Raw genomic sequence first — 22,700 nt, 5'->3', positions numbered from 1 at the left:
GCCCCCGTCGTTCCCGGGGCCCGGTGTTGATCACCGAATACCCACGCTAGACCCCGCAATCCCGCCCCGGACCACGAGTCGGTGAACTTCACGGGGGTGCTTCCCGCTCCCGATGGAGCGCTCGTACAGCAGCCCGAATGCGCCGGTCGGGCCGCTGCGGCCGCCCGACGGCACCCCGGCGGCGGGGGCCGTCGGTGCGTCCTGCCCGGGCCGTTCGCTACGACCCCACGGACTCCGGCTTCCCCTGCTCGCTCACTGCCGTGGACACCCCGCGGGCCGCTGTCGCCGCCGCTCCGCCGGCCTGGTGCGAGGGCACGGCCGCAGGCCCGTCCACGGCTCCGCCCGCCGTCGCCGCGACCACGAACGGCCGCCACCACGGCTGGGCCGGCGTCCCCTCGGCTCCGGGCTCGAAGGGCTGGCCCGGGATCGGCAGCGCGACGGCCGCTCCGGCGCCCTCGGCGGCGGCCAGGGTGCCCTCGCCCGGCTCGTCCCACGGGTGCAGGGCCAGGTTGAAGGTGCCCCAGTGGATCGGCAGCATCGTGCCGTGAGCGGCGCCGCCCTGGAGGTCGAGGTGGGCGCGCATGCCTTCCTCGGGTGTCATGTGGATGTCGGGCCAGTACTCCGAGTAGGCCCCGATCTGGATCATCGTGGCGTCGAAGGGCCCGTGCGCGGCGCCGATCTCCGCGAAGCCGGGGAAGTAGCCGGTGTCCCCGCTGTGGTAGATCCGGTGCTCGTCGCCCGCGACCACCCAGGAGGCCCACAGGGTGTGCTGCTGGTTGCGCAGACCGCGGCCGCAGAAGTGCCGGGCGGGCGTCGCCGTCAGCGACAGGCCGCCGATCCGGGTGGTCTCGTTCCAGTCGAGCTCGCGCAGCCGGTCGGCCGCCACGCCCCAGTGTTCCAGGTGCGCGCCGACGCCGAGCGGGACGGCGAAGAGCGTGTCCGTGCCGGCCAGCGCCTTGATCGTCGGCAGGTCGAGGTGGTCGTAGTGGTCGTGCGAGATGACCACGACGTCGACCTCGCCGAGCGCGGCCAGCGGGACCGGAACCGGATGCAGCCGCCTGGGGCCGGCGAACGGGAAGGGGGAGCAGCGCTCGCCCCACACCGGGTCGAACAGCACCCGGTGCCCGTCGATCTCCGCGAGCACGCTGGAGTGCCCCATCCAGGTCAGGCGCAGACCGCTCGTGGGCGGCTTCGCCAGGTCGGCGAGGGTGGTCGGGTGCACCGGGATGGCTGCCGCCGGGCTGCGCCGGACCCGCTGCTCACGGTGGAAGTAGATCTTCGCGAACTCGGTCATCGACCCCGAGGGCCTGTTCCGGGCCCCGACCGGGTTCTGGAAGACGCCGTCGGCGAAGTTCGGCGAGCGGCGGATCCGCTCCAGCCTGGCGCCGGACGGGTCCGCGCCGAAGGCTTCGGGCCGCAGGGCGCGCAGCCGCGGGCGGAGGGGACGGGAGCCGGTCAAAGCGCCTCCAGGGAGGGTGGGGTCGTCGGTGCGGTCGTATCGCTACGCCCATCCCAACGCACACCGGCCCCGAAGGATTCCGCCCGTCCCTCCTGCCCGTCCCTCCCGCCCGCTCCTCCCGCCGGCCCTGCCCGCCCGTCGTCCGGCGGCTACAGCGGCAGCAGGTCCGGCCGTTTCGCCTCGACGTGGTCGCCGGAGGACTCGCCACGCAGGCGGCGGCCGATCCAGGGCACCAGGTACTCGCGGGCCCACTGGATGTTGTCGCGGGTCACGTCCACCGAGCCGCGCGGGCGCAGCTGCGGCCACGGCTGGTCGGGGTCGGCGGGCACGTCCAGGCCGAGGACCTGTGCGGCCCGCAGTGCGACGCGGGTGTGGCCCTCGGGTGAGAGGTGCAGCCGGTCCGCGTCCCAGGCGCGCCGGTCCTGTACGGACTTCAGCGACCAGAGGTCGAGCACGGGGCAGTCGTACCGGTCGGCGATGGCGCGCACGTGGGCGCTGTACGTCGCGACCTTGCCCCGGATGTGCTTGAGGACGGGTACGCCCCGGGTGTCGAACCCGGTGGTGATCATGACGTGGCCGACGGCCCCGGTGAGGTCGGCGACGGCCGCCTCGAAGCGTTCCGCCACGTCGTCCGGGTCGCTGCCGGGCCGGATGATGTCGTTGCCGCCCGCGCAGAAGGTGACCAGGTCGGGGGCGAGGGCCTTGGCTCTCGGCACCTGGTCGGCCACGATCTGGTCGAGGAGCTTCCCGCGCACCGCGAGATTCGCATAACGGAAGTCGTGCTCGTCACGCCGATCTGCCAGGAGCACGGCGAGCCGGTCCGCCCAGCCGAGAAAGGAATCTCCCGGCCCCGGGTCCCCCACGCCCTCTGTGAAGCTGTCCCCGATCGCCGCGTACGAGCCGATGGTCTTGAGTTTCGTCGTCGTCGCTGCCACGAGAACCCATCCTTCACTCCCGTAACCAACCTACGCCAACGTAATGAGGGGTTGACGGGCCGTGATCTATACCACGCGGGATGTAAGGAATAAGTACACGTGGGGCCGGGACCCCCCTCGGGTCCCGGCCCCACGCGTGTCGGTGCTCCGTCGGCGGGTGCCGTCAGAGGGAGGCGCCCTTCGAGCGGAGGTAGGCGATCGGGTCCATGTCCGAGCCGTAGGACGGGCTCGTGCGGATCTCGAAGTGCAGGTGCGGGCCGGTCGAATTGCCGGTGGAGCCGGAGAGGCCGATGCTCTGGCCGGCGGTGACGCTCTGGCCGGAGGAGACGGAGAGCTGGGACAGGTGGGCGTACTGGGAGTACTTGCCGTCCGCGTGCCGGATGACGACCTCGTTGCCGTACGAGCCGCTCCAGCCCGCGGAGACCACGGTGCCGGCGCCGACGGCCTTGACGCTGGTGCCCATGGGGGCGATGAAGTCGACGCCCGTGTGGTAACCGGAGGACCACATGGCACCGGCGACCTTGTACTGGGTGGAGACGCCACCGCCGACCGGGGCGACGAATCCGGCGACGGCGGCGGCCGGCTGGACGGCGGGGGCCTCGGGGGCGGCGTCCCGCTGCACCCGCGGGACGGCGGCCTGCCCGGCCGGCTCGGACCCGGCCTCGGGGGCTGCCTTGGGGGCCGCCTTCGGAGCGGCCTTCGGGGAGGCCTTCGGGGCGGCCTCGGAGGCGGTCCGCGGGGCGGGGACGGTGCCGAGCGGGGCGGCCTCGCCACGACCGCCGAGGGTCAGCTTCAGGCCGGGGTGGATCAGCGACGGGTCGCTGCCGACGGCCTCGCGGTTGCGCTCGTACAACCGCTGCCAGCCGCCGTCCAGGCTGTGCTCCGCAGCGATCACCGAGAGGCAGTCGCCCGGGACGACCGTGTAGACGGCCGGTGCGGCCTGCACGCCGGCCGCGGGGGCGGCCTGGAGCGCGGCGGGGACCTGCTGGGCCACGGCGGGGGCGACGGCAGGTGCGGCGGCGGGCGCCGTCTGCGGGCCGGCCGCGTGGGCGCCGGCGGCGACCGTCAGCGGCAGGGCGAGGGCCGCACCACCGGTGCCTGCGACCGCGAATCCGCGGGAAAAGAAAAGGGACTTGGGACGGCGGTGCTTACCCTTTGCAGGCATGGCGCATTCCTCTCCGGCGCCTGCGAGGTGAGCTGTCGGGTTCGGACTGGAGATGTCCGGCCGTACATGTACGGGACATGAACGGCTTCACCCCGAGCCGTTCCGGAGAAAAGATCTCCGGTACAGCGGCTTACCTGGTTCCCCCGCTCCTGCCGCGCGAAATGGTTCGGTTGCGGTTTCCGGGCGGCGGCAGGATTCGGCGATCCACCCGGATCGATCGCGAAGGTAATCCCTTGCGGGCACGCCGAACAAGCCGCGAATTCCCTGACGGATTCACAGGCATGAGGGCGTGCCGGAATTCCGGTCACCCTCCGTCCATTCCGCCGCGCCAACAGCCGCCTGCGCCGGGCCATTCGGCTCCGACGATCAGGCACTCACGGTCACCGTATGATCTGGCTCACGGGGACGTGCCCGATCTCGCCTCCGGATATGGCAAGTTGGCGCCAAGTAGCTCAATTCGGACAGACGCCCCACGAGAAGGCGGAGGAGTTACCGTGACCCAGCAGATACAGGAGCCGGAGCTGGCGGGAGTGCGCAATTTCCGCGATGTGGGCGGATTGCCGACTTCTGATGGCCGAAGGGTTGCAGCGGGACGACTGTTCCGAAGCGGACATCTCGCACATGCCACCGAAACCGATGCAGAATTCCTCGCCTCGCTCGGCCTTCACACCATCTTCGACTTCCGCAACGGCGCCGACCACGCCCTGGAGGGGCCGGACGTCGAGCTGCCCGGCGTACGGAACGTCAGCATCCCGCTGTCGGACCCGGCGGACGGCCGGGAGTTCTGGCGGCTGGTCCGCGACGGCGACCTCGACCAGCTCCGCTCGATCCTGGGCGACGGCAAGGCGGCGGCCCGGATGGCGAACTCCTACCGCGGGATCATCCGCACCCGCACCGCCGAGCACAGCCGGGTCGTCCACGCCCTCGCCGAGGACAGCGTGCCCGCCCTCATGCACTGCGCGGCCGGCAAGGACCGGGCCGGCCTCTCCGTCGCCGTCACCCTGCTCGCGCTGGGCGTCGAGCGGGAGGCGATCGTGGCGGACTACCTGGAGTCCAACGCCCCGCACCGCCGGTACCGGGTGCGTCGCAGCTCCGCCTCGGCCGAGGCCCGCTCGCCCGAGGTGATGGAACTGCTCGCGCCGCTCTTCGACGCCCGCGCCGAATACCTGATCGCCGCCTTCGACACGATCGACGAGGTCTGGGGCGGGGTGGAGCGCTACCTGGCGGAGGGTCTCGGGCTGCAGCCCGAGACCCTCGGCCGGCTCCGCGACCGGCTGTTGGCCTGACCGGGTAGGACCACCGGGGGACGCAGGCCGTCAGCGCGCCGCGACGGCCTGCTTCACCAGCGTCCTGCCGAAGTCCCACATCAGTGCGGACCCCCCGTGGGCGTCGTCCATGACCTCGCGGAAGGCGCCGACGAACCGGTCGACGTCCTCCTCGTCCAGCACCAGCGGCGGGATCAGCTTGATCACCTCCAGATGGTCCCCGGACACCTGGGTGAGGATCCGGTGCCTCTGGAGCAGCGGCACCACGACCATCTGCGCGAAGAGGCCCTTGCGGGCCGCCTGGAGCATCGTCCACCGGCTGCGCAGCCCCAGCGAGGAGGGCCGCCCGAACTCGATGCCGATCATCAGGCCGCGCCCGCGCACCTCGTGCAGCAGCTCGTACTCGTCCACCATGGCCGCGAGCCGCCCGCGCAGCAGGTCGCCCGTGGCCCGCGCGCGGGCCACGAGGTGCTCGTCCTCCATGACGGACAGCACCGCCAGCCCGGCCGCCATCGCCTGCGCGTTGGACCCGAAGCTCGCGGAGTGCACGAGCACCCGGTCCATCGACGAGTAGACCTTCTTGAAGATCCAGTCCTTGCCCAGGGTCGCGCCGACCGGCACGTAGCCGCCGGACAGCGCCTTGGCCACGCACACCAGGTCGGGCTCGACACCCGGCTCGTGCTGGTACGCGTAGAAGTCGCCGGTACGTCCCAGGCCGGTCTGCACCTCGTCCGCGATCAGCAGCGCCTTGTGCCGGTGCAGCAGCTCCTGCGCGGCGAGCAGGAAGCCGGGCGGGGCCGCGAGGACCCCTTTGCCCTGGATCGGTTCCACGACGAAAGCGGCGACATCGCCGCGCTTCAGCTCCCGCTCCAGGGCGGCCAGGTCACCCAGCGCGACCTTGGTGTCGGGCAGGAGCGGCGCGAACCCGTCCCGGAACCCGCCCTCGCCGTTCACCGAGAGGGAACCGGCGGTCAGCCCGTGGAAGGCGTGGTCGCAGTAGAGGATCCTGGGCCGCCCGGTGGCGTACCGGGCGAACTTCAGGGCCGTCTCCACCGCCTCGGTGCCACTGTTGCCAAAGAAGACCCGGTCCAGGTGCGGGCTGTACGACAGGAGCTTCTCGGCCAGCAGCCCGGGCAGCGGCTGGCAGTCGAAGCGGGTGAGGTCGGCGAGCTGGGCGTCCAGCACGTCGTGCAGGGCCCGGCGGACGACGGGGTGGTGCCGGCCCAGGCCCATCACCCCGAAGCCGGCGAGCATGTCGAGGTGGTCGTTGCCCTCGGCGTCCCAGAAGTGGGCTCCCTCGGCCCGCTCGTAGACCTTGTCGAAGCCGATGGTGCGGAGCATCCGGGGCAGTTGGTGGTTGAGGTGGCGGGCGTGCAGCTCGTACCGTTCCGCCCCGCGCGCGGCGAGCAGGGCGCGCAGGTCGAAGCCGCCGTCCCGTCCCTCTGCCGCCGGACTCATGCCGACCTGTCCCGGTTGCCGCCGACCGTCTCCCGGACGGCCCGCAGGGATTCCTTCAGGGAGCCCATGGTGGCGAGGACGGCGGTGGGCTCGTAGCCGCAGTGCGCCATGCAGTTCGCGCAGCGCGGGTCCCTTCCGCGGCCGTACTTGTTCCAGTCGGTGTCCTCCACGAGTTCCCGGTACGTCGGCACATAGCCGTCGCTCATCAGATAGCAGGGGCGCTGCCAGCCGAAGAGGGAGTAATTCGGAATGGCCCAGGCCGTGCAGGGGAAGTCGGCCTTTCCTTCCAGGAAGTCGAGGAAGAGCGGGGAGTGGTTGAGCCGCCAGCGCCGCCGGTTGCCGCCCGCGAAAGCCTTCCGGAAGAGTTCGCGGGTCTGGTCGACGCCGAGGAAATGCTCCTGGTCCGGTGCCTTTTCGTAGGCGTAGGCGGGCGAGATCATCATTTCGTCCACCTGCAGGTCGTCATTGAGGAAGTTGAGCACCTCGATGATCGTCTGCGGGGTGTCGGTGTTGAAGAAGGTGGAGTTCGTCGTCACCCGGAATCCCCGGCGCTTCGCCTCCTTGATGGCCTCGACGGCCTCGTCGAAGACGCCCTCCTTGGCCACCGACTCGTCGTGGCGCTCGCGCAGGCCGTCGATGTGCACCGCGAAGGCGAAGTACGGGGAGGGGGTGAACTTCTCGATCTTCTTGCGCAGCAGCAGCGCGTTGGTGCACAGGAACACGTACTTCCGCCGGGCCACCAATTGCCGCACGATCTCGTGGATCTGCGGGTGCATCAAGGGCTCGCCGCCTGCGATGGACACCATCGGCGCACCGGACTCCAGCACGGCCCCGACCGCCTGGGCGACCGGCATGCGCTGCTTGAGCACGCCCGCCGGATGCTGGATCTTCCCGCAGCCCTCACAGGCCAGGTTGCACGCGTAGAGCGGCTCCAGCTCCACGATCAGCGGGAACTTGTCCCGCTTGCGGAGCTTCTGTTCGAGCAGATAGGTCCCGACCCTGACGGTCTGGCGCAGCGGCATGGCCATCTGGCTCACCTCCTGGGGAGCAGCGAAGAACGGTGCCATTCGTAGAACGCGGGCAGTACGGCACGCAGGACACGGAAGGCCGATATTCCCCCGCGCACCGTGCCGATTCGGACGAGCTCATGCTCCGGAGCGTCCACGATCACCCGGACGGCCGCAACGGGGCGGTCCCTGCCGCCGACCGCGGCCCGGAGGGTCGCCGCGGACTCCATGTCGACCGCGACCGCGCCCGTGGCGCGCAGCTGTGCGCGCTCCCGGCCGCGGACGACGTGGTCGGACCCGGTCAGCGGGCCGATGTGCACGGTCCGGCCGGGGACGGCCCGGGCCAGCGCCTCGGCGAGCAGCCCGGTCCCGGTACAGCGGACGGTCCCCCGCGGGTCGCGGGTCTCCTCCGCGACGACGAGGTCGCCGGGGCTCATGCCGGGGACGAGCCCGGCGCAGAATCCGGTGGCGAGGAGGGCGGCCCGGTCCATGCCGGGCCCGTCCAGGGCCGCGAGGACGGACCGTTCGGCCGCGCACGGGCCCATCCCGGTACGCAGGAGGGTGTACGCCCCGCCGTGCGCGTCGCCGTGCGCGTCGGTGCCGTGTGGGGAGCCGCGCCCCGCGCTGCGCAGCGCCATCTGCTCGATGCGCAGGGCGCAGGCGACCAGCAGCGGGCCGCCCCGCGCGGTGCGGTCCCCCGCGGCGGGGGACATCAGCGGCCCCCGCCGGGTGAGCCCGCCGGGGCGGACGGTTCCCCGTACAGGTAGCGGCCGAGCGCGGTCAGCGGGAACACCTGCCGGTACAGGTGGTAGTTGATGGAGAAGTCCCAGGGGAAGCCGGTGCCGGTGAAGTACGGCTCGTCCCAGGAGCCGTCCTCGCGCTGGGTCCGGACCAGGTGGGCGATACCGCGTGTGACGGCCTCGCCGTCGCGTTCCCCGGCCGCCAGCAGGGCCATCAGGGCCCACGCGGTCTGCGAGGCGGTGGAGGCGCCTTTCCCCGCCCACGACCGGTCCTGGTAGGAGCGCTGGTCCTCCCCCCAGCCGCCGTCCTCGTTCTGTACGGATTCCAGCCAGCGAACGGCCCGCCGGACCGCGGGGTGCCCCGGGGCGATGCCGGCCGCGGTGAGGGCGGGCACCACCGAGCCGGTGCCGTAGACGTAGTTGGTGCCCCAGCGGCCGAACCAGCTGCCGTCCGGCTCCTGTGCGTCGAGCAGCCAGGCGATGCCGCGCCGGGTCCGGGCGTCGCCCGCCCGGCCCTCGAAGGCGAGCATCTCCACCACGTGGGCGGTGACGTCGGCCGACGGCGGGTCGATGACCTCGCCGAAGTCGCAGAAGGGGAGCTTGTTGGGGAAGGGGCTGGTGTTGTCGGCGTCGAAGGCGCCCCACGCGCCGTCCTTCGACTGCATGCCGAGGTTCCAGGACACTCCGCGGGCGATGGCCGCGTCGACCCGGACCGGGTCCGGGTGCCTGATCCGGCGCAGCGCGAGGACGACCTCGGCGGTGTCGTCGATGTCGGGATAGGTGTCGTTGTGGAACTCGAACGCCCAGCCTCCCGGTGCCAGGCCAGGCCGGCGCACCGCCCAGTCCCCGGTGCGGGTGATCTCCTCGCCGAGCATCCAGTCGGCGGCCCGCACGAGCGCCGGATGGTCGGGGCGCACGCCCGCGTCGACCAGGGCGATCGCGGCGAGGCAGGTGTCCCACACCGGGGACTGGCAGGCCTCGATCATCCGGGCGCCGTCCTCGCGCCGCACCGCGAACCGGTCCAGGGACTCCAGTCCCGCGCGCATCACCGGGTGCCCGAGGTCGTAGCCGAGCAGGTGCAGCGCGATGACGGAGTACACGGCGGGCGGCTGGATCCCGCCCCAGCAGCCGTCGTTCTCCTGGCGCTCGACGATCCAGCGGGCGGCGGTGTCCATGGCCGCCTTGCGCAGCCGCCGCGGGGCGAACCGCCGGTAGACGTGCAGGGCCTTGTCCATCCGCTGGAAGGCGCCGTCCCAACTGGTCAGCGGTGCCATGCGGATGGCGGGATACGGGGTCCGCGCGTCGGTGTGGAGCTCGTCGAGGGCGAAGGGGGCCGGGCGGACGGGGCGCAGCGCGGACACCACGGTGAGCGGGACGATCGTCTGGCGGGCCCAGCAGCCGAAGTCGTAGATGTTCAGGGGCACCCAGGGCGGCAGGAACACCAGCTCGGGCGGGAGTTCGGGCAGATGGTCCCAGCTCCACCAGCCGAAGAGGGCGAGCCAGATGCGGGTGAAGACGCGGGCGGCGGCGATCCCGCCGTTGGCCCGGATCCAGGCCGAGGCACGGCTCATGTGCGGAGCGTCCGGCCGGTCCCCGGCGAGGCGCAGCGCGACGTAGGCCTCGATGGTGGCGGACAGTTCGGGCGGCCCGCCGTGGAAGGTGGCCCAGGTGCCGTCCTCGCGCTGCTCGCCGCGGATGAACAGGGCGGCCGCGTACGTGGTGGCCTCGTCCCGGATGCCGAGGAACTGCCGCAGCAGGAGGTCCTCGGCGTCCATGGTGACGTTGGTCTCCAGGTCGCCCTTCCACCAGCCTGCGGGGTCCTGACGCTCCAGGAGGTGCCGGGTCGCGCGCGCGGCGGCCTCGTACACCTCCCTCGGGCTGCCGGCCGGCGGCGGGGGCAGGTCCGCAGCGGTCCGTCCCGTGCCGGGTTCGCCCGGTTGCCGGTAGGCGGCCGGCGGGCCGGGCCGCCGGACCGGCCCGGGCGGCGCGGCGACCCGCTCGGTGAGCGCCACCGGCACGCAGGGCCCGGCGCCGGCCGGGGCCCCGGGTCCGACGGCGGGGTCGGGCGGGCCCGCGAGCCCGTACTCGGTCCGCGGGGCGGCCGCCCCGGCGGAGCCGGGCGGCGGGGCGCCCGGGGTGGATTCGCTGCCGGCGCCGGCGCTCTCCGCGCTGCCGTCGGTCGTCGCTGTCATGGCTTCCCCTTAGAACAGTGTCCTGTGCTGTGCTGGGGTCCGCCGTCGGCCGGTGCGCGCCACGCTCAGGTGGCGGCGCCGGCCGGCGACTCGCGATTCATATCCGCTGCCGGGTGGCGGTCACCTCTTGCGTACGACGACGAAGTCGGCGAGGTCCACGAGCTGTTCGCGCACCCGCTGCGGCATGTCGACGTCGTCCAGGGCCCGGATCGCGACGGCGTGCTGGCGGCGCGCCTCGTCCGCGGTCCACTGGCGGCCGCCGGCCTCCTCGATGAGGGCGGCGCGGGCCGCGAACTCCTCCTCGGAGAAGTTCTCGAAGTCGCTGCTCTTGGCGTCGGCGGCGAGCAGTTCGGCGAGCCGCTCGGAGGCCGGGCCGCCGGCGGCGAGGGCGGCGACCACCGGGAGGGACTTCTTGCGCTGGCGCAGGTCGCTCCAGGTCTGCTTGCCGGTGGACTCCGGGTCGCCCCAGATGCCGAGGAGGTCGTCGACGGCCTGGAAGGCGAGGCCGAGGTGGTAGCCGTACTCCTCCAGCTTGTCGGCCGTACGGTCGTCGGCGCCGCCGAGCACGGCGCCGATGGAGACGGCGCAGGCGAGCAGGGCGCCGGTCTTGTTGCCCTCCATCTCCAGGCACTCCTCGACGCTGACGCGCTCGCGGTGCTCGTAGGAGATGTCCTGCGCCTGGCCGTCGATGAGCTTGCGGCTGGCGGTGGTCAGGCGGCGCGTGGCGCGGCCCGCCTCGACGGTGCCGAGTTCCAGCAGGACCTCGTTGGCGAGGGCGAAGAGGGCGTCGCCGACCAGGATGGCGAGGGCCGGTCCGTGGACCTTCCAGACGGTGTCGCGGTGGCGGCGCTGCTCGTCGCCGTCCATCAGGTCGTCGTGGAGCAGCGAGAAGTTGTGCACGAGTTCCACGGCGACGGCGCCGGGGATGCCGACCTCCGGTGCGGCGCCCGCGGCCTCGGCGGAGAGCAGGGCGAGGGCGGGGCGCACGGCCTTGCCGCCGTCACCGTCGGCGGCGTTGCCCTGGGCGTCGATCCAGCCGAAGTGGTAGGCGGCGACGGTGTCCATGGGTGCGGCGAGCCGGTCGACGGCCGCGCGGAGCGCGGGGGTCGACATCGTCCGGCCGCGCTCCAGGAGGGCGACGGTGTCCGCCTTCTCCGCTCCCCTTCCGGCTGCGCCCACAGTGGCATCCGTGTTCTCGACAGCCGGGTTCCCCGGGTTCACTGGCTCTCCTCTTGTTCCTGTACGTGCTGTGCTCGTGGTGCTGGTGGTGCCGGTGGTGGTGGTCGTCATGCCGCCTCCTGCAGAGGGTGTTCGCGGTGGCGGCCGAGTGCGGCGAGTGCGGCCTGCGCCGCGCTCAGTCCGCTCCGGACGGCGCCCTCCATGGTCGCGGGCCAACCCGTGGCAGTCCACGCACCGGCCAGGTAGAGCCCCGGCGTGTCGGTCCGCGCCCCGGGGCGCAGCCGGCCGACGCCGGGGGTGGGTGCGAAGGTCGCCGTCCGCTCCCGGGTGACGAAGAAGTCCCGTACCTTGGCGGCGCGAGCGGCGGGCAGCAGCCGTTCCAGCTCGGGCAGGTACTTGGCGCGCAGCACCGAGACGGGCTCGTCGATGTCGTCCTGGGCGGCGGACTGGGACAGCGCCAGGTACTGGCCGCCGTCAGGGAGTCCGGAGGAGTCGGTGCGGTCGAAGACCCACTGCACGGGGGATCCGAGTGCGGCGAAGAAGGGCTGCTTGAGCACCTTGCGGTCGTAGACGACATGGACGTTCAGGATCGGTGCGGTGCCGATGTCGAGCAGTTTGTCGGGGTCGGCGAGGGCGCCGGCGGGCAGCAGCCCGTGCGCCTCGCGCTGCGGTACGGCGAGGACGACGGTGCCCGCTTCGAGCGACTCCCGCTCGGTGTCGACGCGCCAGGTCCCTTCGGGGGTGCGGGTGACGGCGGTGACGCGGGTGCGCAGTTCGGTCCGTACCCCGGCCGCGTCGAGCTGCTTGCGGGTGAGGGTGTCGTGCAGGTCGCCGAGCGGTACGTGGGCCCAGCCGATGTCGGCCGCGCTCTTGTCGGAGAGCAGGCCGGTCCTGAAGACCATGGCGGCCAGGCCGAGCGAGGAGTGCGCGGCGGTGGCGTTGAGGGTGGCGATGCCGACGAGGTCCCACAGGGCCTCGATGGTGCGGGCGGACTGTCCGTAGCGGCCGAGCCAGGTGGCGAAGTCCAGGCCGTCCAGCGCCGGGTCCGCCGGGTCGAGGCGGCGCAGGGCGAGGGCGGCGCGGGCGACGCTCGCGCGCTCGGCGAGGGACATGTGCGGGTAGCGGGCCAGGGCTCCGGCGAGGTGCAGGGGGACGGGCAGGGCGCCGCGGCGCAGCCGTCCCAGGCGCGGCCCGCGGGGGTGGGCGACGTCGAGGACGGGTACGTCGAGCCGGTCCTGGAGCGGGGCGAGGGCGGCGCCGTCGACGCGGTCGAGGAACCACCGGTAGGCGGTGCAGCAGCGCAGGTAGACGTGCTGGCCGTTGTCGACGTGGAGGTCGCCGCGCTTGAAGGAGAAGGCGAGCCCGCCGAGCCGGGGGCGGCCTTCGAGCAGGGTGACGCGGAGTCCGGCGTCGGCGAGTTCGAGGGCGGTCGTGACCCCTGCGAGTCCGCCGCCGACGACGACGGCGTGCTGGTCGGTGCCCGTCATGCGCCCTCCCCCGTGGTGCGCTCGCCCTCCGGGCCGGCCTGCGGGTTCCGCGCGGCCCGGCCGCGGTCCGCGGGAAGAGACGCGCCCGCCGTCGGCATGGTTGCCCGACCCGGCGCATGCCCGGGGCGGCGCGCCGGGCCCGTACGCCGGGCGCCGCGGGCGCACGCCGGGTGAACGCCGGGCGCGGCGGCGCGTGGCGGGGCCGCCTTCGTCGGGGGCGTCACATCCGCCTCCGGACGGCCTGCCGGGTGACGGTGCGGGCGTCGAGGCCGGACAGGCCGCGCACGGCGACGTACGCCTTCTCGTGCGGCGGCAGCGAGACCCGGCCGCGCAGGACCGCCTCCGGCTCCCGCTCGATGCGGTCGAGGAGGCGCCGGTAGATGCCGGCCATGGCGGCCACGCAGGCGCCGCTGCGCCGGTCGAGCATCGGCAGCAGCCGGTAGCCCTCGGCGAACAGGGTGCGGGCGCGCCGGACTTCGTGGTGGACCAGTCCGGCGAAGTCGGCTCCGGCGGACAGCCGGCCGGCCTGGAACCCTTCCGAGCAGCCGAACTTGGCGAGGTCCTCGGCGGGCAGGTAGGTGCGGCCGTTGCCCGCGTCCTCGCGAACGTCGCGGAGGATGTTGGTGAGTTGCAGGGCGAGACCGAGGGTGTCGGCGTACTCGGCGGCGCGCGCGGCCTCGGGCGCGCCCCGGCCCGGTGCGTTCACCGTGCCGAAGACGCCGAGCGAGAGCCGTCCGATGGCACCTGCCACGCAGCGGCAGTAGATCTTGAGGTCGTCCCAGGTCTCGTACGTCTCGCCGCGAACGTCCATCAGTACGCCGTCGATGAGTTCGTCGAGGCCCCCGAGCGGGATCGGGAAGCGGCGGGCGGCGTGCGCCAGCGCGACGGCGACCGGGTCGGTGTCGTCCTCGTCGACCTCGCCGGCCCGGATCCGTGCGAGGACGGCCCGGGTCTCCTCCAGGCGCGCGAGCTTGGCCCCGGCGGGCAGCGTGCCGTCGCCGATGTCGTCGACTCGGCGGGAGAAGGCGTAGAGCGCGGACATCGCATGGCGCTTGTCGGTGGGCAGCAGCCGGATGCCGTACGCGAAGTTGCGCGCCTGCGCGCCGGTGACGGCCTCGCAGTAGCTGTAGGCCGCCGAGACCGGTGCGGACATCGCAGTCTGTGCGGACGCGTGTGTGGGGCCCTCCACGGTCGGGCTCACCTCTTTCTCGGCGCTGTGCGCAGGACGGCGGCAACCTCGCGGAGCAGGCCGCTCTTGGTGGGTTTGGGCGGGCCGGGGAGTACGTCGAAACCCGCGGCGGTGACGGCTCGCAGGGCGGCGCGCCCCCCTCCCACGAAGCCCGCGAGCAGCAGCCGGAGCCTGCCGTGCACGCTGCCCACGAGCGGGAGGCCTTCGTCCAGCAACGCGCGTGCGCGCTCGGCCTCGAACGCCACCAGGGCGCGCACGGAGGCGCCGGCGGTCGGGGCCGCCAGGTCGGCCTCGGACACGTGGAAGCGCCGCATGTCCTCGGCGGGCAGGTAGATCCGGTCGCGGCCCAGGTCCTCGGCGACGTCCTGGACGTGCTCGACGATCTGAAGAGCGGTGCAGACGGCATCGGAGAGCCGGATCCGCTCGGGCGTGCTGGTGCCGGTGAGGGACAGCACGAGCCGGCCGACCGGGTTGGCGGACAGCTCGCAGTACGCGACGAGGTCCCCGTAGGTCTCGTAGCGCCTCACCCGCTGGTCCTGCCGGTTGGCCTCGATGAGCCCGAGGAAGGGCTCGGGCGTCAGGCCGTGGGCGTCGGCCACGGGCCGCAGGGCGAGCAGCAGCGGGTGGCGCGGCGGGCCGTCCGCGGAGCCGAACACGCGCAGCAGGTCGGTCTCGAGGGCGTCGAGCATGGCGAGCCGGTCGTCCGCCGCGGCCGGGTCGAGACCGAGAAGCACGGCGTCGCGCCCGCCGGGGGCGAGGTCGCCGTCGCCGATGTCGTCGACGAGGCGGGCGTATCCGTAAACGGCCGTCAGCCCGTCGCGCCAGGCGCGGGGCAGGAAGGCGGGGGCGACGGGGAAGTTCTCCGCCGCCGCCTTGTCGAGGGTGGCGCTCACATGGACCGTGTCGGACAGGGGTCGGGTGCCGTGCCCCGGGCTCACCGCCCGCCGCCCGGGGCGGGGACGGCCGCCGTCCCTGGGGGCCGGAGAATTCCCGTAGCCATTGCCGTCACATCTCCCGTTCTACACTGCCGACCCAATACATCCTATTTCGGACACGCCGCCGGGGTTTTCCCGGGGCTGCCCCAGGGCCGTTCACCTGCGGGGAATCGTCCCCTCTTGCCGCGATTCAGGACCGCTTCAGCTTACGCTGTACAACGTCACGGAGGCCGCTCGGGTATTCGCCGCGCCACCGAATGTCGCCGCCCCTTACGAGAACGCGCACGCGGCGTATTGCGGGTGCACGCTCAAGGCCCCCGCCGCGCTGAGCGGCAGGGGCCTTCAGGGGAAGCGGACGGACGCGGCGGCTGCGCCGCGCGACCCGAGGTCAGCCGTTGGTGGCCTTCTCGTAGGCCGAGACGACTTCCTCGGTGGGCCCGTCCATCAGGAGTTCGCCCTTCTCCAGCCACAGCACCCGGTCGCACGTGTCGCGGATGGACTTGTTGTTGTGGCTGACGAGGAAGACCGTACCGGCCTTCTCCCGGAGTTCCTTGATCCGGTTCTCCGAACGCACCTGGAAGGCGCGGTCACCGGTGGCCAGGGCCTCGTCGATCATCAGGACGTCGTGGTCCTTGGCCGCCGCGATGGAGAAGCGCAGTCGGGCCGCCATGCCGGAGGAGTAGGTGCGCATCGGCAGGGAGACGAAATCGCCCTTCTCGTTGATGCCCGAGAAGTCGACGATGCTCTGGTAACGCTGCTTGATCTGCTCGCGGCTCATCCCCATCGCGAGACCGCCGAGGACGATGTTGCGCTCACCGGTGAGGTCGTTCATCAGCGCGGCGTTCACGCCCAGCAGCGAGGGCTGGCCGTCGGTGTAGACCTTGCCCTCCTCGCAGGGCAGCAGGCCTGCGATGGCGCGCAGCAGGGTGGACTTGCCGGAGCCGTTGGAGCCGATGAGGCCGATGGCCTCGCCGCGGTACGCGGTGAAGGAGACCCCGCGCACGGCGTGGACGCGGCGCACGCCCGGGGCGTCGCCCTTCCTCCGGCGCACTATCTTGCTGAGCGCGGCCGTGGCCGCGCCCTTGCCGCTGCTGCCGGTGTTGACGCGGTAGACGATGTGCACGCCGTCCGCGATCACGGTGGGGACGCGCCCCTGGGAGTTGTCAGCCACGGCCGTAACGCTCCTCAGACTTCCAGAAGTACACGAAGCCGCCGAGGCCGATCACCGCGGCCCAGCCCACGGCGAAGGCCCACACGTGCGGAGGCAGGTTGCTCGCGCCGTAGTCGTCGATCAGCGCGAACCGGATGAGGTCCATGTAGATCGCGACCGGGTTCCACAGCAGCACGTCGCTGATCCACTGCGGCTGGTCCTTGAGGTAGACCGCGATCGGGAACATGACGCCGGAGGCGTACATCCAGGTGCGCATCACGAACGGCATCAGCTGCGCGAGGTCGGGGGTCTTGGAACCCATCCGCGCGAAGATCATGGCGAGGCCGGTGTTGAAGATGAACTGCAGCGCCAGCGTCGGGATGACCAGCAGCCAGGACAGCCGCGGGTAGTTGCCGAACCAGAGGGCGATCACGAAGACGACGATCATCGAGTACAGCAGCTGCTGGAGCTGCTGGAGCGAGAACGACACCGGCAGGGAGGCGCGCGGGAAGTGCAGCGCGCGCACCAGCCCGAGGTTGCCCGAGATGGCCCGGACGCCCGCCATCACCGAGCTCTGCGTGAAGGTGAAGACGAAGATGCCCATCACCAGGAAGGGGACGTAGACGTCCTTGGGCATCTCCCGGCCCGCGCCGAGGATCAGCCCGAAGATCAGCCAGTAGACGACCGCGTTCAGCAGCGGGGTCGCCACCTGCCAGACCTGGCCGAGCTTCGCCTGGCTGTACTGCGCGAGCAGCTTGGCCCGGGAGAAGGCCAGGATGAAGTGGCGCCGGCCCCAGAGCTGCCGCACGTACTCGCCCAGGCCGGGCCGGGCGCCGCTGACCGACAGGCCGTACTTCCTAGCCAGCTCCGCGGCGCTGAGCCCCGCGTCTGCGGACGGCGGCCTGCTCGTGGCGAGGGCGCCGTCGTGGGTTGTGTCACTCACAAGTTGAAACTTTCGTCTTCAAGATGCGGCCAGGTGGGCATCAGGCTGGTGGCTCGAAGCCCGTGATCGCGTCATGTTCCCAGACGCGGGCTGGTCAGATGACAGGAGGTCGGCCCAGACGGGTCAACCGCCAGACCGTGCGCCATCTCATCGGGCGGCGCGGTCCGCAAGGAGTGGTCCATCCCTCGCGGAACCCGCCGAACCAGGCCTTGAGCGCGGGTCCCGAGGGCTTCCGTAGAAGCGTCAGCAGGAGCCAGACGCCCAGGTAGACCGGTACCAGCGGTGCGGGCAGGTTGCGGCGGGCGAGCCACACCCGGTTACGGGCCACCATACGGTGGTAGACCGCGTGCCGGGAGGGGGCAGTCGTCGGGTGCAGCAGCACCATGTCCGCTCGGTAGTCGATCAGCCACCCCGCGTCGAGCGCGCGCCAGGCCAGATCGGTCTCCTCGTGAGCGTAGAAGAACTCCCCCGGGAGGGCGCCGACCTGCTCGAACACCGTCGTGCGGACGGCGTTGGCACCACCCAGGAAGGTGGTCACGCGCGAGGACCGCATCGGGTCCGAGGCCCGCAGCCGCGGTACGTGGCGGCGCTGGGTCCGACCGGTGTCGGGATCGGCGATCCGGAAGCTGATGATCCCGAGCTCCGGGTCCTCGGCGAAGGCCCGCCGGCACAGCTCGGCGGTGTCGGTGCGCTCCAGCAGTCCGTCGTCGTCGAGGAAGAGCAGCACGTCCACGTCGCGGCCACCGGGGCCGAAGGCCTCGATGCCGACGTTGCGGCCGCCCGGGATGCCCAGGTTCTCGGGCAGGTCGACGGAGCGGACCCCCGGCGGCAGGTCGGCCGCCTCGGCGACCCGTACACCCTGTCCGACGACGACGACCTCGACCGGGTCGCCGTCCTGGCGGGCCACCGAGTCCAGGAGCGCCTTGAGCTCGTCGGGCCGGTTGCCCATGGTGATGATCACGGCGCCCAGCCGCAGCGGGGCGGTCACTTGAGCCTGCTGGAGGCGAGGATGGACACCAGGTGCAGCACGGTCTGGAGCATCGCGATGGCGGCGAGCACGGCGACGCCGACGCGGGACCAGTACAGGTCTCCGCGCATCTGGTCCAGGACGGCCAGCACCAGGATGAGCAGGGAGGCCTCGATGCCGAGGATCAGGCGGTGGAACTTGAGCGCGGCGGCGGCGCGGCGGGCGAGCGCCATGCCCTTCGCGCGCGGCTCGGCCGCCGCGTCCTTGACCACGGGCTTCCCGGCCTGGTGGCGGGCGACGCCGACCAGGTCGGTCTCCGCCTTGATCAGGATCGCGCCGAGCGCGGCGAGGGTGCCCAGGAAGGCCCACAGCCAGTCGGCCCCGCCGGTGCCCCACAGGTCGGCGGCGCGCAGACCGAAGCCCACCAGGACCGCCGCGTCGCACAGGTAGGCGCCGACCCGGTCCAGGTAGACCCCGGAGAGCGAGTACTGCTTCTTCCAGCGGGCGACCTCGCCGTCGACGCAGTCGAGCAGCAGGTACATCTGGACCGCGACCACGCCGAGGACGGCGCCGAGGATGCCCGGCACCAGCAGGGCGGGCAGGGCGAGGACGCCGGCGAGGGTCATCAGGTAGGTCAGCTGGTTGGGCGTGACCTTGGTGGTGACCAGGAGGCGGGTGATGCGCAGGGAGATCTCGCGCATGTAGAGGCGCCCGCCCCAGTGCTCGCCGCTGACCCGGTCCTTCACGCCCGCGGGGTGAACGACGGGCCGGAGTTCAGCTACGGATGGTCTTGGCATAGTCGGCGTAAGCGTCCCTGATCTCGGCGGCGGACAGGTTGAGGTGCTCCAGGATCGTGAAGCGTCCCGGGCGGGTCTGGGGGGCGTACTCGACGGCCGCGACGAACTCGTCGACGCTGAAGCCGATCTCCTCGGGCCCGACCGGCAGGTCGTGCCGGCGCAGCACCTCGACGAAGTGGCCGGAGGCGTCCGCCGCCCCGCGCAGGTGCATCGCGAAGGCCGCGCCGATGCCGACCTGCTCGCCGTGGAGCGCGGAGCGCCCCGGGTAGAGCAGGTCGAAGGCGTGGCTGATCTCGTGGCACGCCCCGGAGGAGGGGCGGGAGTCCCCGCTGATCGACATGGCGATGCCGGAGAGCACGAGCGCCTCCGAGAGCACGGTGAGGAACTCGTCGTCGCCGCAGCCGCCGGGGTGGCGCAGGACGGACTCGCCGGCGGTACGGGCCATGGCGGCGGCCAGGCCGTCGACGGGCTCGCCGGTGGTCTCGTGCGAGAGCTCCCAGTCGGCGATCGCCGAGATGTTGGAGATCGCGTCGCCGATGCCGGCGCGGATGAACCGCACCGGGGCCTCCTTGATGACGTCGAGGTCGATCACCATGGCGATCGGGGTGGGGACGCCGTAGGAGCCGCGGCCGTTGTCGTTGTCCAGGATGGACACCGGCGAGCAGATGCCGTCGTGCGAGAGGTTGGTGGCGACGGCCACCATGGGCAGCCCGACCCGCGCCGCGGCGTACTTGGCCACGTCGATGATCTTTCCGCCGCCCAGGCCCACGACGGCGTCGTAGCGGCGGCCCTTTATGTCGTCGGCGAGCTTGACCGCGGAGTCGATGGTGCCGTCGACGACGGCGTACCAGTCGGCGTGCGGGAGCACGGGCTCCAGCCTGGCGCGCAGCGCTACGCCGGAGCCCCCGCTGATCGCGATGGCGAGCTTGCCGGAGGCGGAGATCCGCTGGTCGGCCAGGACGCCGGACAGGTCGTCCATCGCCCCGCGGCTGATGTCGACGACGACGGGCGAGGGGATGAGCCTCGTCAGTACTGGCATGCGATCGTCCGGCCCTTGGCGAGGTCGTCGTGGTTGTCGATCTCGACCCACCTGACGTCGCCGATGGGGGCCACGTCGACCACGAAGCCGTCGTTGACGAGCTGCTGGTAGCCGTCCTCGTAGTAGAGGTCGGGGTCGCGCTCGAAGGTGGTCTTCAGCGCCTCGGCGAGGGCCTCGGCGGCCTCGGCCTCGATCAGCGTGACGCCGATGTACTCGCCGGTGGCGTCGGCGGGGTCCATGAGCTTGGTGATCTTCCGGACGCCCCGGTCACCGTCGACGACGACCTTCATCTCCTCGTCGGCCAGGCTCTTGACCGTGTCGAGGGCGAGAATGATCTTCTGGCCGTTGCCGCGGGCGGCGAGGAGGGTCTCCTCGACGGAGACCGGGTGGACGGTGTCGCCGTTGGCGAGGATCACACCCCGCCCCAGGACCTCACGGGCGCACCACAGGGAGTAGGCGTTGTTCCACTCCTCGGCCTTGTCGTTGTCGATCAGCGTGATCTTCAGCCCGTACTTGGCCTCCAGCGCGGCCTGGCGCGCGTAGACGGCCTCCTTGCGGTAGCCGACGACGATCGCGACCTCGGTGAGACCGACCGCGGCGAAGTTGCCGAGGGTCAGGTCGAGGACCGTCAGGCTCTCCTCGTCACCCTCGGGGCCGACGGGCACGAGGGCCTTGGGCAGGGTGTCGGTGTAGGGGCGCAGGCGGCGTCCCGCACCGGCAGCGAGGACAAGGCCGATCATGCTGGTTCTCCTTCGTCATGTACGGCGGGTGCCCCGGAGGAGACCCAGAAGCGGATGCTCTCCACGAGCACCACGAGTGCCACGAACACGGCCAGGGCCGTGAGCGCGACGGGGAAGTCCGATGCGCGGTCCACGAGGACGGCGGCGAGGACCGTGGTCAGCAGGACCCGGCCCTCGTGGCCGCCGATGGTCCGCACCAGCCAGTGCGGGGGCGCGCCGGTGCCTCCGCGAATGCGGTACACCGTGTCGTAGTGATGGTAGGCGACCGCCGCGATCAGGCCGAATGCCGCCGGGAGGGCCCCGGGGACGTCCGCCTTGGCGGCGAGCGCGAGAACCGTCACGTATTCGGCCGCGCGGAACAGCGGCGGGATCAGCCAGTCGAGCGCGCCCTTGAGGGGGGCGGCGACGGCGAGCCCGGCCGTCATGGCGTAGATCACGGCGACGGCGACGAGCCGGGGATCGCCGAAGGGGAGGTACAGGGCGGCACCGGTCATCAGCACGGTGCCGAGGGCGGCGACGTGGACGGACCCGAAGGATCCGGCGCGGCCGCGCAGCAGCCGGGCCTGCAGCTCGGCGAGCGGGCCGGAGTCGGCGAGGTCGGCGAGCGCCTGGGCGGCGCGGTCGGTGCGCCGGGCCTTGCGGGTCAGGGACCGCAGGACGCGGCCCGCGGTGGTGTAGAGGGCACCGAAGGCACAGCCGGCGATCAGTGCGTAGAAGACGATCCGGGGGGTGGTGAAGGCGGTCAGGACCGCGATCATCGCCCAGCGCTCGCCGATCGGCAGGATGATCATCCGGCGGACCCAGACCGTCCAGCCGACGCTGTCGAGCCGGTCCGAGAGGGCGGCCGTCGGGCTGGTGTTGGCGGTGGCGTCGTGGTTGGCCTCGTTGAAGGAGAAGTCCACGACGTGCCGGCAGGTCATCAGGATCATCGCGCCGAGGGCCAGGCCCCAGACGTCGTCCCCGCCCCGGGCCGCGCCGAGCGCGAGGCCGGCGTAGAAGGAGTACTCCTTCGCCCGGTCGAAGGTCGCGTCGAGCCAGGCGCCCATCGTCGAGTACTGCAGGGAGTAGCGGGCCAGCTGCCCGTCGGTGCAGTCCAGGACGAAGGAGACGATCAGCAGGACACCGGCCGCGACGTAGCCCCAGCGGTCGCCGGTGGCCGCGCAGGCCGCCGCGATCAGCGCGGTGATCAGCGAGGCGGTGGTGACCTGGTTCGGGGTGAGGCCGCGGCGCGCGCACCAGCGGGCGATGTAGCGCGAGTACGGGCTGATGCAGAAGGTGGTGAAGAACCCGTCGCGGGACTTCACGGCGGAGCGCAGCCGGACGGCCTCCTCGTCCACGGCGGCGACGGCGGCGGAGGCCGCCGCGCGCTCGTCCGCGTCGGCGGGGACGGCGGCGACCAGGCTGCCGAGCTCGGGCCGCTGGACGGTGGTGCCGGTGGCCTCGACGGCGGCGGCGAGCCGGTCGGCGTAGGGGCCGGACCCGTGGGCGCCTTCGGTGGCGACGGCCTTGTCGAGGGCCTCGCGGGCAGCAGCCTGCACGGAGAGGGCGCCGGTGACGGCGCAGGCGTCGAAGCGGGGGTCGGTCAGCGCGAGCCGCAGCGCGTGCACGTGCCCGACGAAGGCGGTGTCGACGACGGCCACCCGCTGGTCGGCGGGTACGGCGGACAGTGCGGCGGCGGCGTCCTGGGGACCGGCGGCCGGGCGGACCTCGAAGCCGAGGGAGCGGAGCTCGTCCGCGAGCGGCGATCCGGGGACCGGCAGGCCGGTGAGGATGACGGTCGGCAGACGAACTCACTCCTTGTAACGGATTGACGAACGGCGCGCCCGTGGGGCGGCGGCACGTCGGCAGAGGCTATCGGATGAAGGGAAGCAGGGGTTCATCACCCGTTCACGCCCCGATAAGCCGAATATCCGGGCTTCGGGCCGGGTCGCGATCATCATCGGTGATCACGACGCGGTACCACAAACGGCGTCGGTGTTACGGTGGACACGCCCCTGAAGGTGTCGAGTGGAACGAGGTGGGTCGATGACCGTCGCAGTGGTCGCGGCCGAGC

19 protein-coding genes and 1 riboswitch are annotated in these 22,700 nt (G+C 72.3%); of the genes, 1 reads left to right on the top strand and 18 read right to left on the bottom strand.

All coding sequences use genetic code 11. From position 1 onward, the window contains the following. Positions 1-217: 217 nt before the first annotated feature. The 3 genes from AAT21_RS11125 to AAT21_RS11115 all read right to left on the bottom strand — a co-directional run bounded on the left by AAT21_RS11125 (position 218) and on the right by AAT21_RS11115 (position 3,559). Positions 218-1,459 carry an MBL fold metallo-hydrolase gene (locus AAT21_RS11125; protein WP_079025549.1) on the bottom strand — a complete coding sequence of 414 codons (1,242 nt, stop codon included), beginning with the start codon at positions 1,457-1,459 and terminating at the stop codon, positions 218-220. A 149-nt stretch (positions 1,460-1,608) separates the two neighbouring features. Further along, positions 1,609-2,394: an SGNH/GDSL hydrolase family protein gene (locus AAT21_RS11120; RefSeq protein WP_046776483.1), complete on the bottom strand. Its 786-nt coding sequence runs from the start codon at positions 2,392-2,394 to the stop codon at positions 1,609-1,611. 163 nt (positions 2,395-2,557) lie between these two features. Next, entirely contained in the window at positions 2,558-3,559 is a 1,002-nt protein-coding gene (locus AAT21_RS11115; RefSeq protein WP_046776482.1) for a M23 family metallopeptidase, read from the bottom strand. Positions 3,560-3,561: 2 nt separating this feature from the next. Beyond that, positions 3,562-3,741: riboswitch (cyclic di-AMP (ydaO/yuaA leader) on the bottom strand. A 312-nt stretch (positions 3,742-4,053) separates the two neighbouring features. Here AAT21_RS11115 and AAT21_RS11110 point away from each other — a divergent pair. Next, on the top strand, positions 4,054-4,845 hold the full coding sequence (locus AAT21_RS11110; protein WP_046776481.1) for a tyrosine-protein phosphatase: 792 nt from the start codon (positions 4,054-4,056) through the stop codon (positions 4,843-4,845). A 30-nt stretch (positions 4,846-4,875) separates the two neighbouring features. On the opposite strand, the gene AAT21_RS11105 is transcribed toward AAT21_RS11110, so the two are convergent. The 15 genes from AAT21_RS11105 to AAT21_RS11035 form a co-directional block, all read right to left on the bottom strand. Beyond that, a complete protein-coding gene (locus AAT21_RS11105) occupies positions 4,876-6,282 on the bottom strand; it encodes an aspartate aminotransferase family protein (RefSeq protein WP_046776480.1) in 1,407 nt (468 codons plus the stop codon). Next, positions 6,279-7,310, bottom strand: a complete 1,032-nt coding sequence (gene hpnH / locus AAT21_RS11100; RefSeq protein ID WP_046776479.1) for an adenosyl-hopene transferase HpnH — start codon at positions 7,308-7,310, stop codon at positions 6,279-6,281. Before hpnH ends, AAT21_RS11105 begins: the two co-directional genes overlap by 4 nt. 5 nt (positions 7,311-7,315) lie before the next feature. After that, positions 7,316-8,002: a phosphorylase family protein gene (locus tag AAT21_RS11095; protein ID WP_046776478.1), complete on the bottom strand. Its 687-nt coding sequence runs from the start codon at positions 8,000-8,002 to the stop codon at positions 7,316-7,318. After that, positions 8,002-10,221 (bottom strand): squalene--hopene cyclase, encoded by a 2,220-nt coding sequence (gene shc / locus AAT21_RS11090; RefSeq protein ID WP_235438736.1) that lies wholly within the window; start codon positions 10,219-10,221, stop codon positions 8,002-8,004. The genes AAT21_RS11095 and shc overlap by 1 nt, the downstream gene beginning before the upstream one ends. Before the next feature lie 120 nt (positions 10,222-10,341). Beyond that, complete coding sequence (locus tag AAT21_RS11085) at positions 10,342-11,511, bottom strand: polyprenyl synthetase family protein (RefSeq protein WP_200904371.1); 1,170 nt, start codon at positions 11,509-11,511, stop codon at positions 10,342-10,344. Then, the gene (gene hpnE / locus AAT21_RS11080) at positions 11,508-12,887 is read right to left on the bottom strand and encodes a hydroxysqualene dehydroxylase HpnE (RefSeq protein ID WP_046776477.1); all 1,380 of its coding nucleotides are present in this window, start codon (positions 12,885-12,887) and stop codon (positions 11,508-11,510) included. The genes AAT21_RS11085 and hpnE overlap by 4 nt, the downstream gene beginning before the upstream one ends. Before the next feature lie 220 nt (positions 12,888-13,107). Then, positions 13,108-14,088 (bottom strand): presqualene diphosphate synthase HpnD, encoded by a 981-nt coding sequence (gene hpnD, locus AAT21_RS11075; RefSeq protein ID WP_412180307.1) that lies wholly within the window; start codon positions 14,086-14,088, stop codon positions 13,108-13,110. After that, entirely contained in the window at positions 14,085-14,969 is an 885-nt protein-coding gene (gene hpnC / locus AAT21_RS11070; protein WP_235438735.1) for a squalene synthase HpnC, read from the bottom strand. Before hpnC ends, hpnD begins: the two co-directional genes overlap by 4 nt. Positions 14,970-15,399: 430 nt before the next feature. Continuing rightward, positions 15,400-16,182: an ABC transporter ATP-binding protein gene (locus tag AAT21_RS11065; RefSeq protein WP_046776475.1), complete on the bottom strand. Its 783-nt coding sequence runs from the start codon at positions 16,180-16,182 to the stop codon at positions 15,400-15,402. After that, on the bottom strand, positions 16,175-17,104 hold the full coding sequence (locus tag AAT21_RS11060) for an ABC transporter permease (protein ID WP_046776474.1): 930 nt from the start codon (positions 17,102-17,104) through the stop codon (positions 16,175-16,177). The genes AAT21_RS11065 and AAT21_RS11060 overlap by 8 nt, the downstream gene beginning before the upstream one ends. Positions 17,105-17,198: 94 nt before the next feature. Then, the gene (locus AAT21_RS11055) at positions 17,199-18,053 is read right to left on the bottom strand and encodes a glycosyltransferase family 2 protein (protein ID WP_412180317.1); all 855 of its coding nucleotides are present in this window, start codon (positions 18,051-18,053) and stop codon (positions 17,199-17,201) included. A 35-nt stretch (positions 18,054-18,088) separates the two neighbouring features. Beyond that, on the bottom strand, positions 18,089-18,868 hold the full coding sequence (locus AAT21_RS11050; RefSeq protein WP_079025688.1) for a CDP-alcohol phosphatidyltransferase family protein: 780 nt from the start codon (positions 18,866-18,868) through the stop codon (positions 18,089-18,091). After that, positions 18,846-19,907, bottom strand: a complete 1,062-nt coding sequence (locus AAT21_RS11045) for an iron-containing alcohol dehydrogenase family protein (protein WP_046776471.1) — start codon at positions 19,905-19,907, stop codon at positions 18,846-18,848. Before AAT21_RS11045 ends, AAT21_RS11050 begins: the two co-directional genes overlap by 23 nt. Beyond that, entirely contained in the window at positions 19,895-20,647 is a 753-nt protein-coding gene (locus AAT21_RS11040) for a phosphocholine cytidylyltransferase family protein (RefSeq protein ID WP_046776470.1), read from the bottom strand. Before AAT21_RS11040 ends, AAT21_RS11045 begins: the two co-directional genes overlap by 13 nt. Continuing rightward, positions 20,644-22,431, bottom strand: coding sequence for a DUF5941 domain-containing protein (locus tag AAT21_RS11035; protein WP_046776469.1), 1,788 nt, complete (start codon positions 22,429-22,431; stop codon positions 20,644-20,646). Before AAT21_RS11035 ends, AAT21_RS11040 begins: the two co-directional genes overlap by 4 nt. Positions 22,432-22,700 lie beyond the last annotated feature (269 nt).

The sequence above is a fragment of the Streptomyces yangpuensis genome, assembly GCF_001005295.1.
GTDB classification, from domain to species: Bacteria; Actinomycetota; Actinomycetes; order Streptomycetales; family Streptomycetaceae; genus Streptomyces; species Streptomyces yangpuensis.
The sequence above is the reverse complement of the archived record's forward strand: the minus strand, read 5'-3'. Positions and strand labels throughout refer to the sequence as shown.

Coding starts and splice junctions, on each gene's coding strand:
- AAT21_RS11085 (WP_200904371.1), bottom strand. CDS start 11,511: ATGACGACCACCACCACCGGCACCACCAGCACCACGAGCACAGCACGT.
- hpnH (WP_046776479.1), bottom strand. CDS start 7,310: ATGGCCATGCCGCTGCGCCAGACCGTCAGGGTCGGGACCTATCTGCTC.
- hpnE (WP_046776477.1), bottom strand. CDS start 12,887: ATGACGGGCACCGACCAGCACGCCGTCGTCGTCGGCGGCGGACTCGCA.
- shc (WP_235438736.1), bottom strand. CDS start 10,221: ATGACAGCGACGACCGACGGCAGCGCGGAGAGCGCCGGCGCCGGCAGC.
- AAT21_RS11045 (WP_046776471.1), bottom strand. CDS start 19,907: ATGCCAGTACTGACGAGGCTCATCCCCTCGCCCGTCGTCGTCGACATC.
- AAT21_RS11050 (WP_079025688.1), bottom strand. CDS start 18,868: ATGCCAAGACCATCCGTAGCTGAACTCCGGCCCGTCGTTCACCCCGCG.
- AAT21_RS11115 (WP_046776482.1), bottom strand. CDS start 3,559: ATGCCTGCAAAGGGTAAGCACCGCCGTCCCAAGTCCCTTTTCTTTTCC.
- AAT21_RS11055 (WP_412180317.1), bottom strand. CDS start 18,053: ATGGGCAACCGGCCCGACGAGCTCAAGGCGCTCCTGGACTCGGTGGCC.
- AAT21_RS11040 (WP_046776470.1), bottom strand. CDS start 20,647: ATGATCGGCCTTGTCCTCGCTGCCGGTGCGGGACGCCGCCTGCGCCCC.
- AAT21_RS11105 (WP_046776480.1), bottom strand. CDS start 6,282: ATGAGTCCGGCGGCAGAGGGACGGGACGGCGGCTTCGACCTGCGCGCC.
- AAT21_RS11095 (WP_046776478.1), bottom strand. CDS start 8,002: ATGTCCCCCGCCGCGGGGGACCGCACCGCGCGGGGCGGCCCGCTGCTG.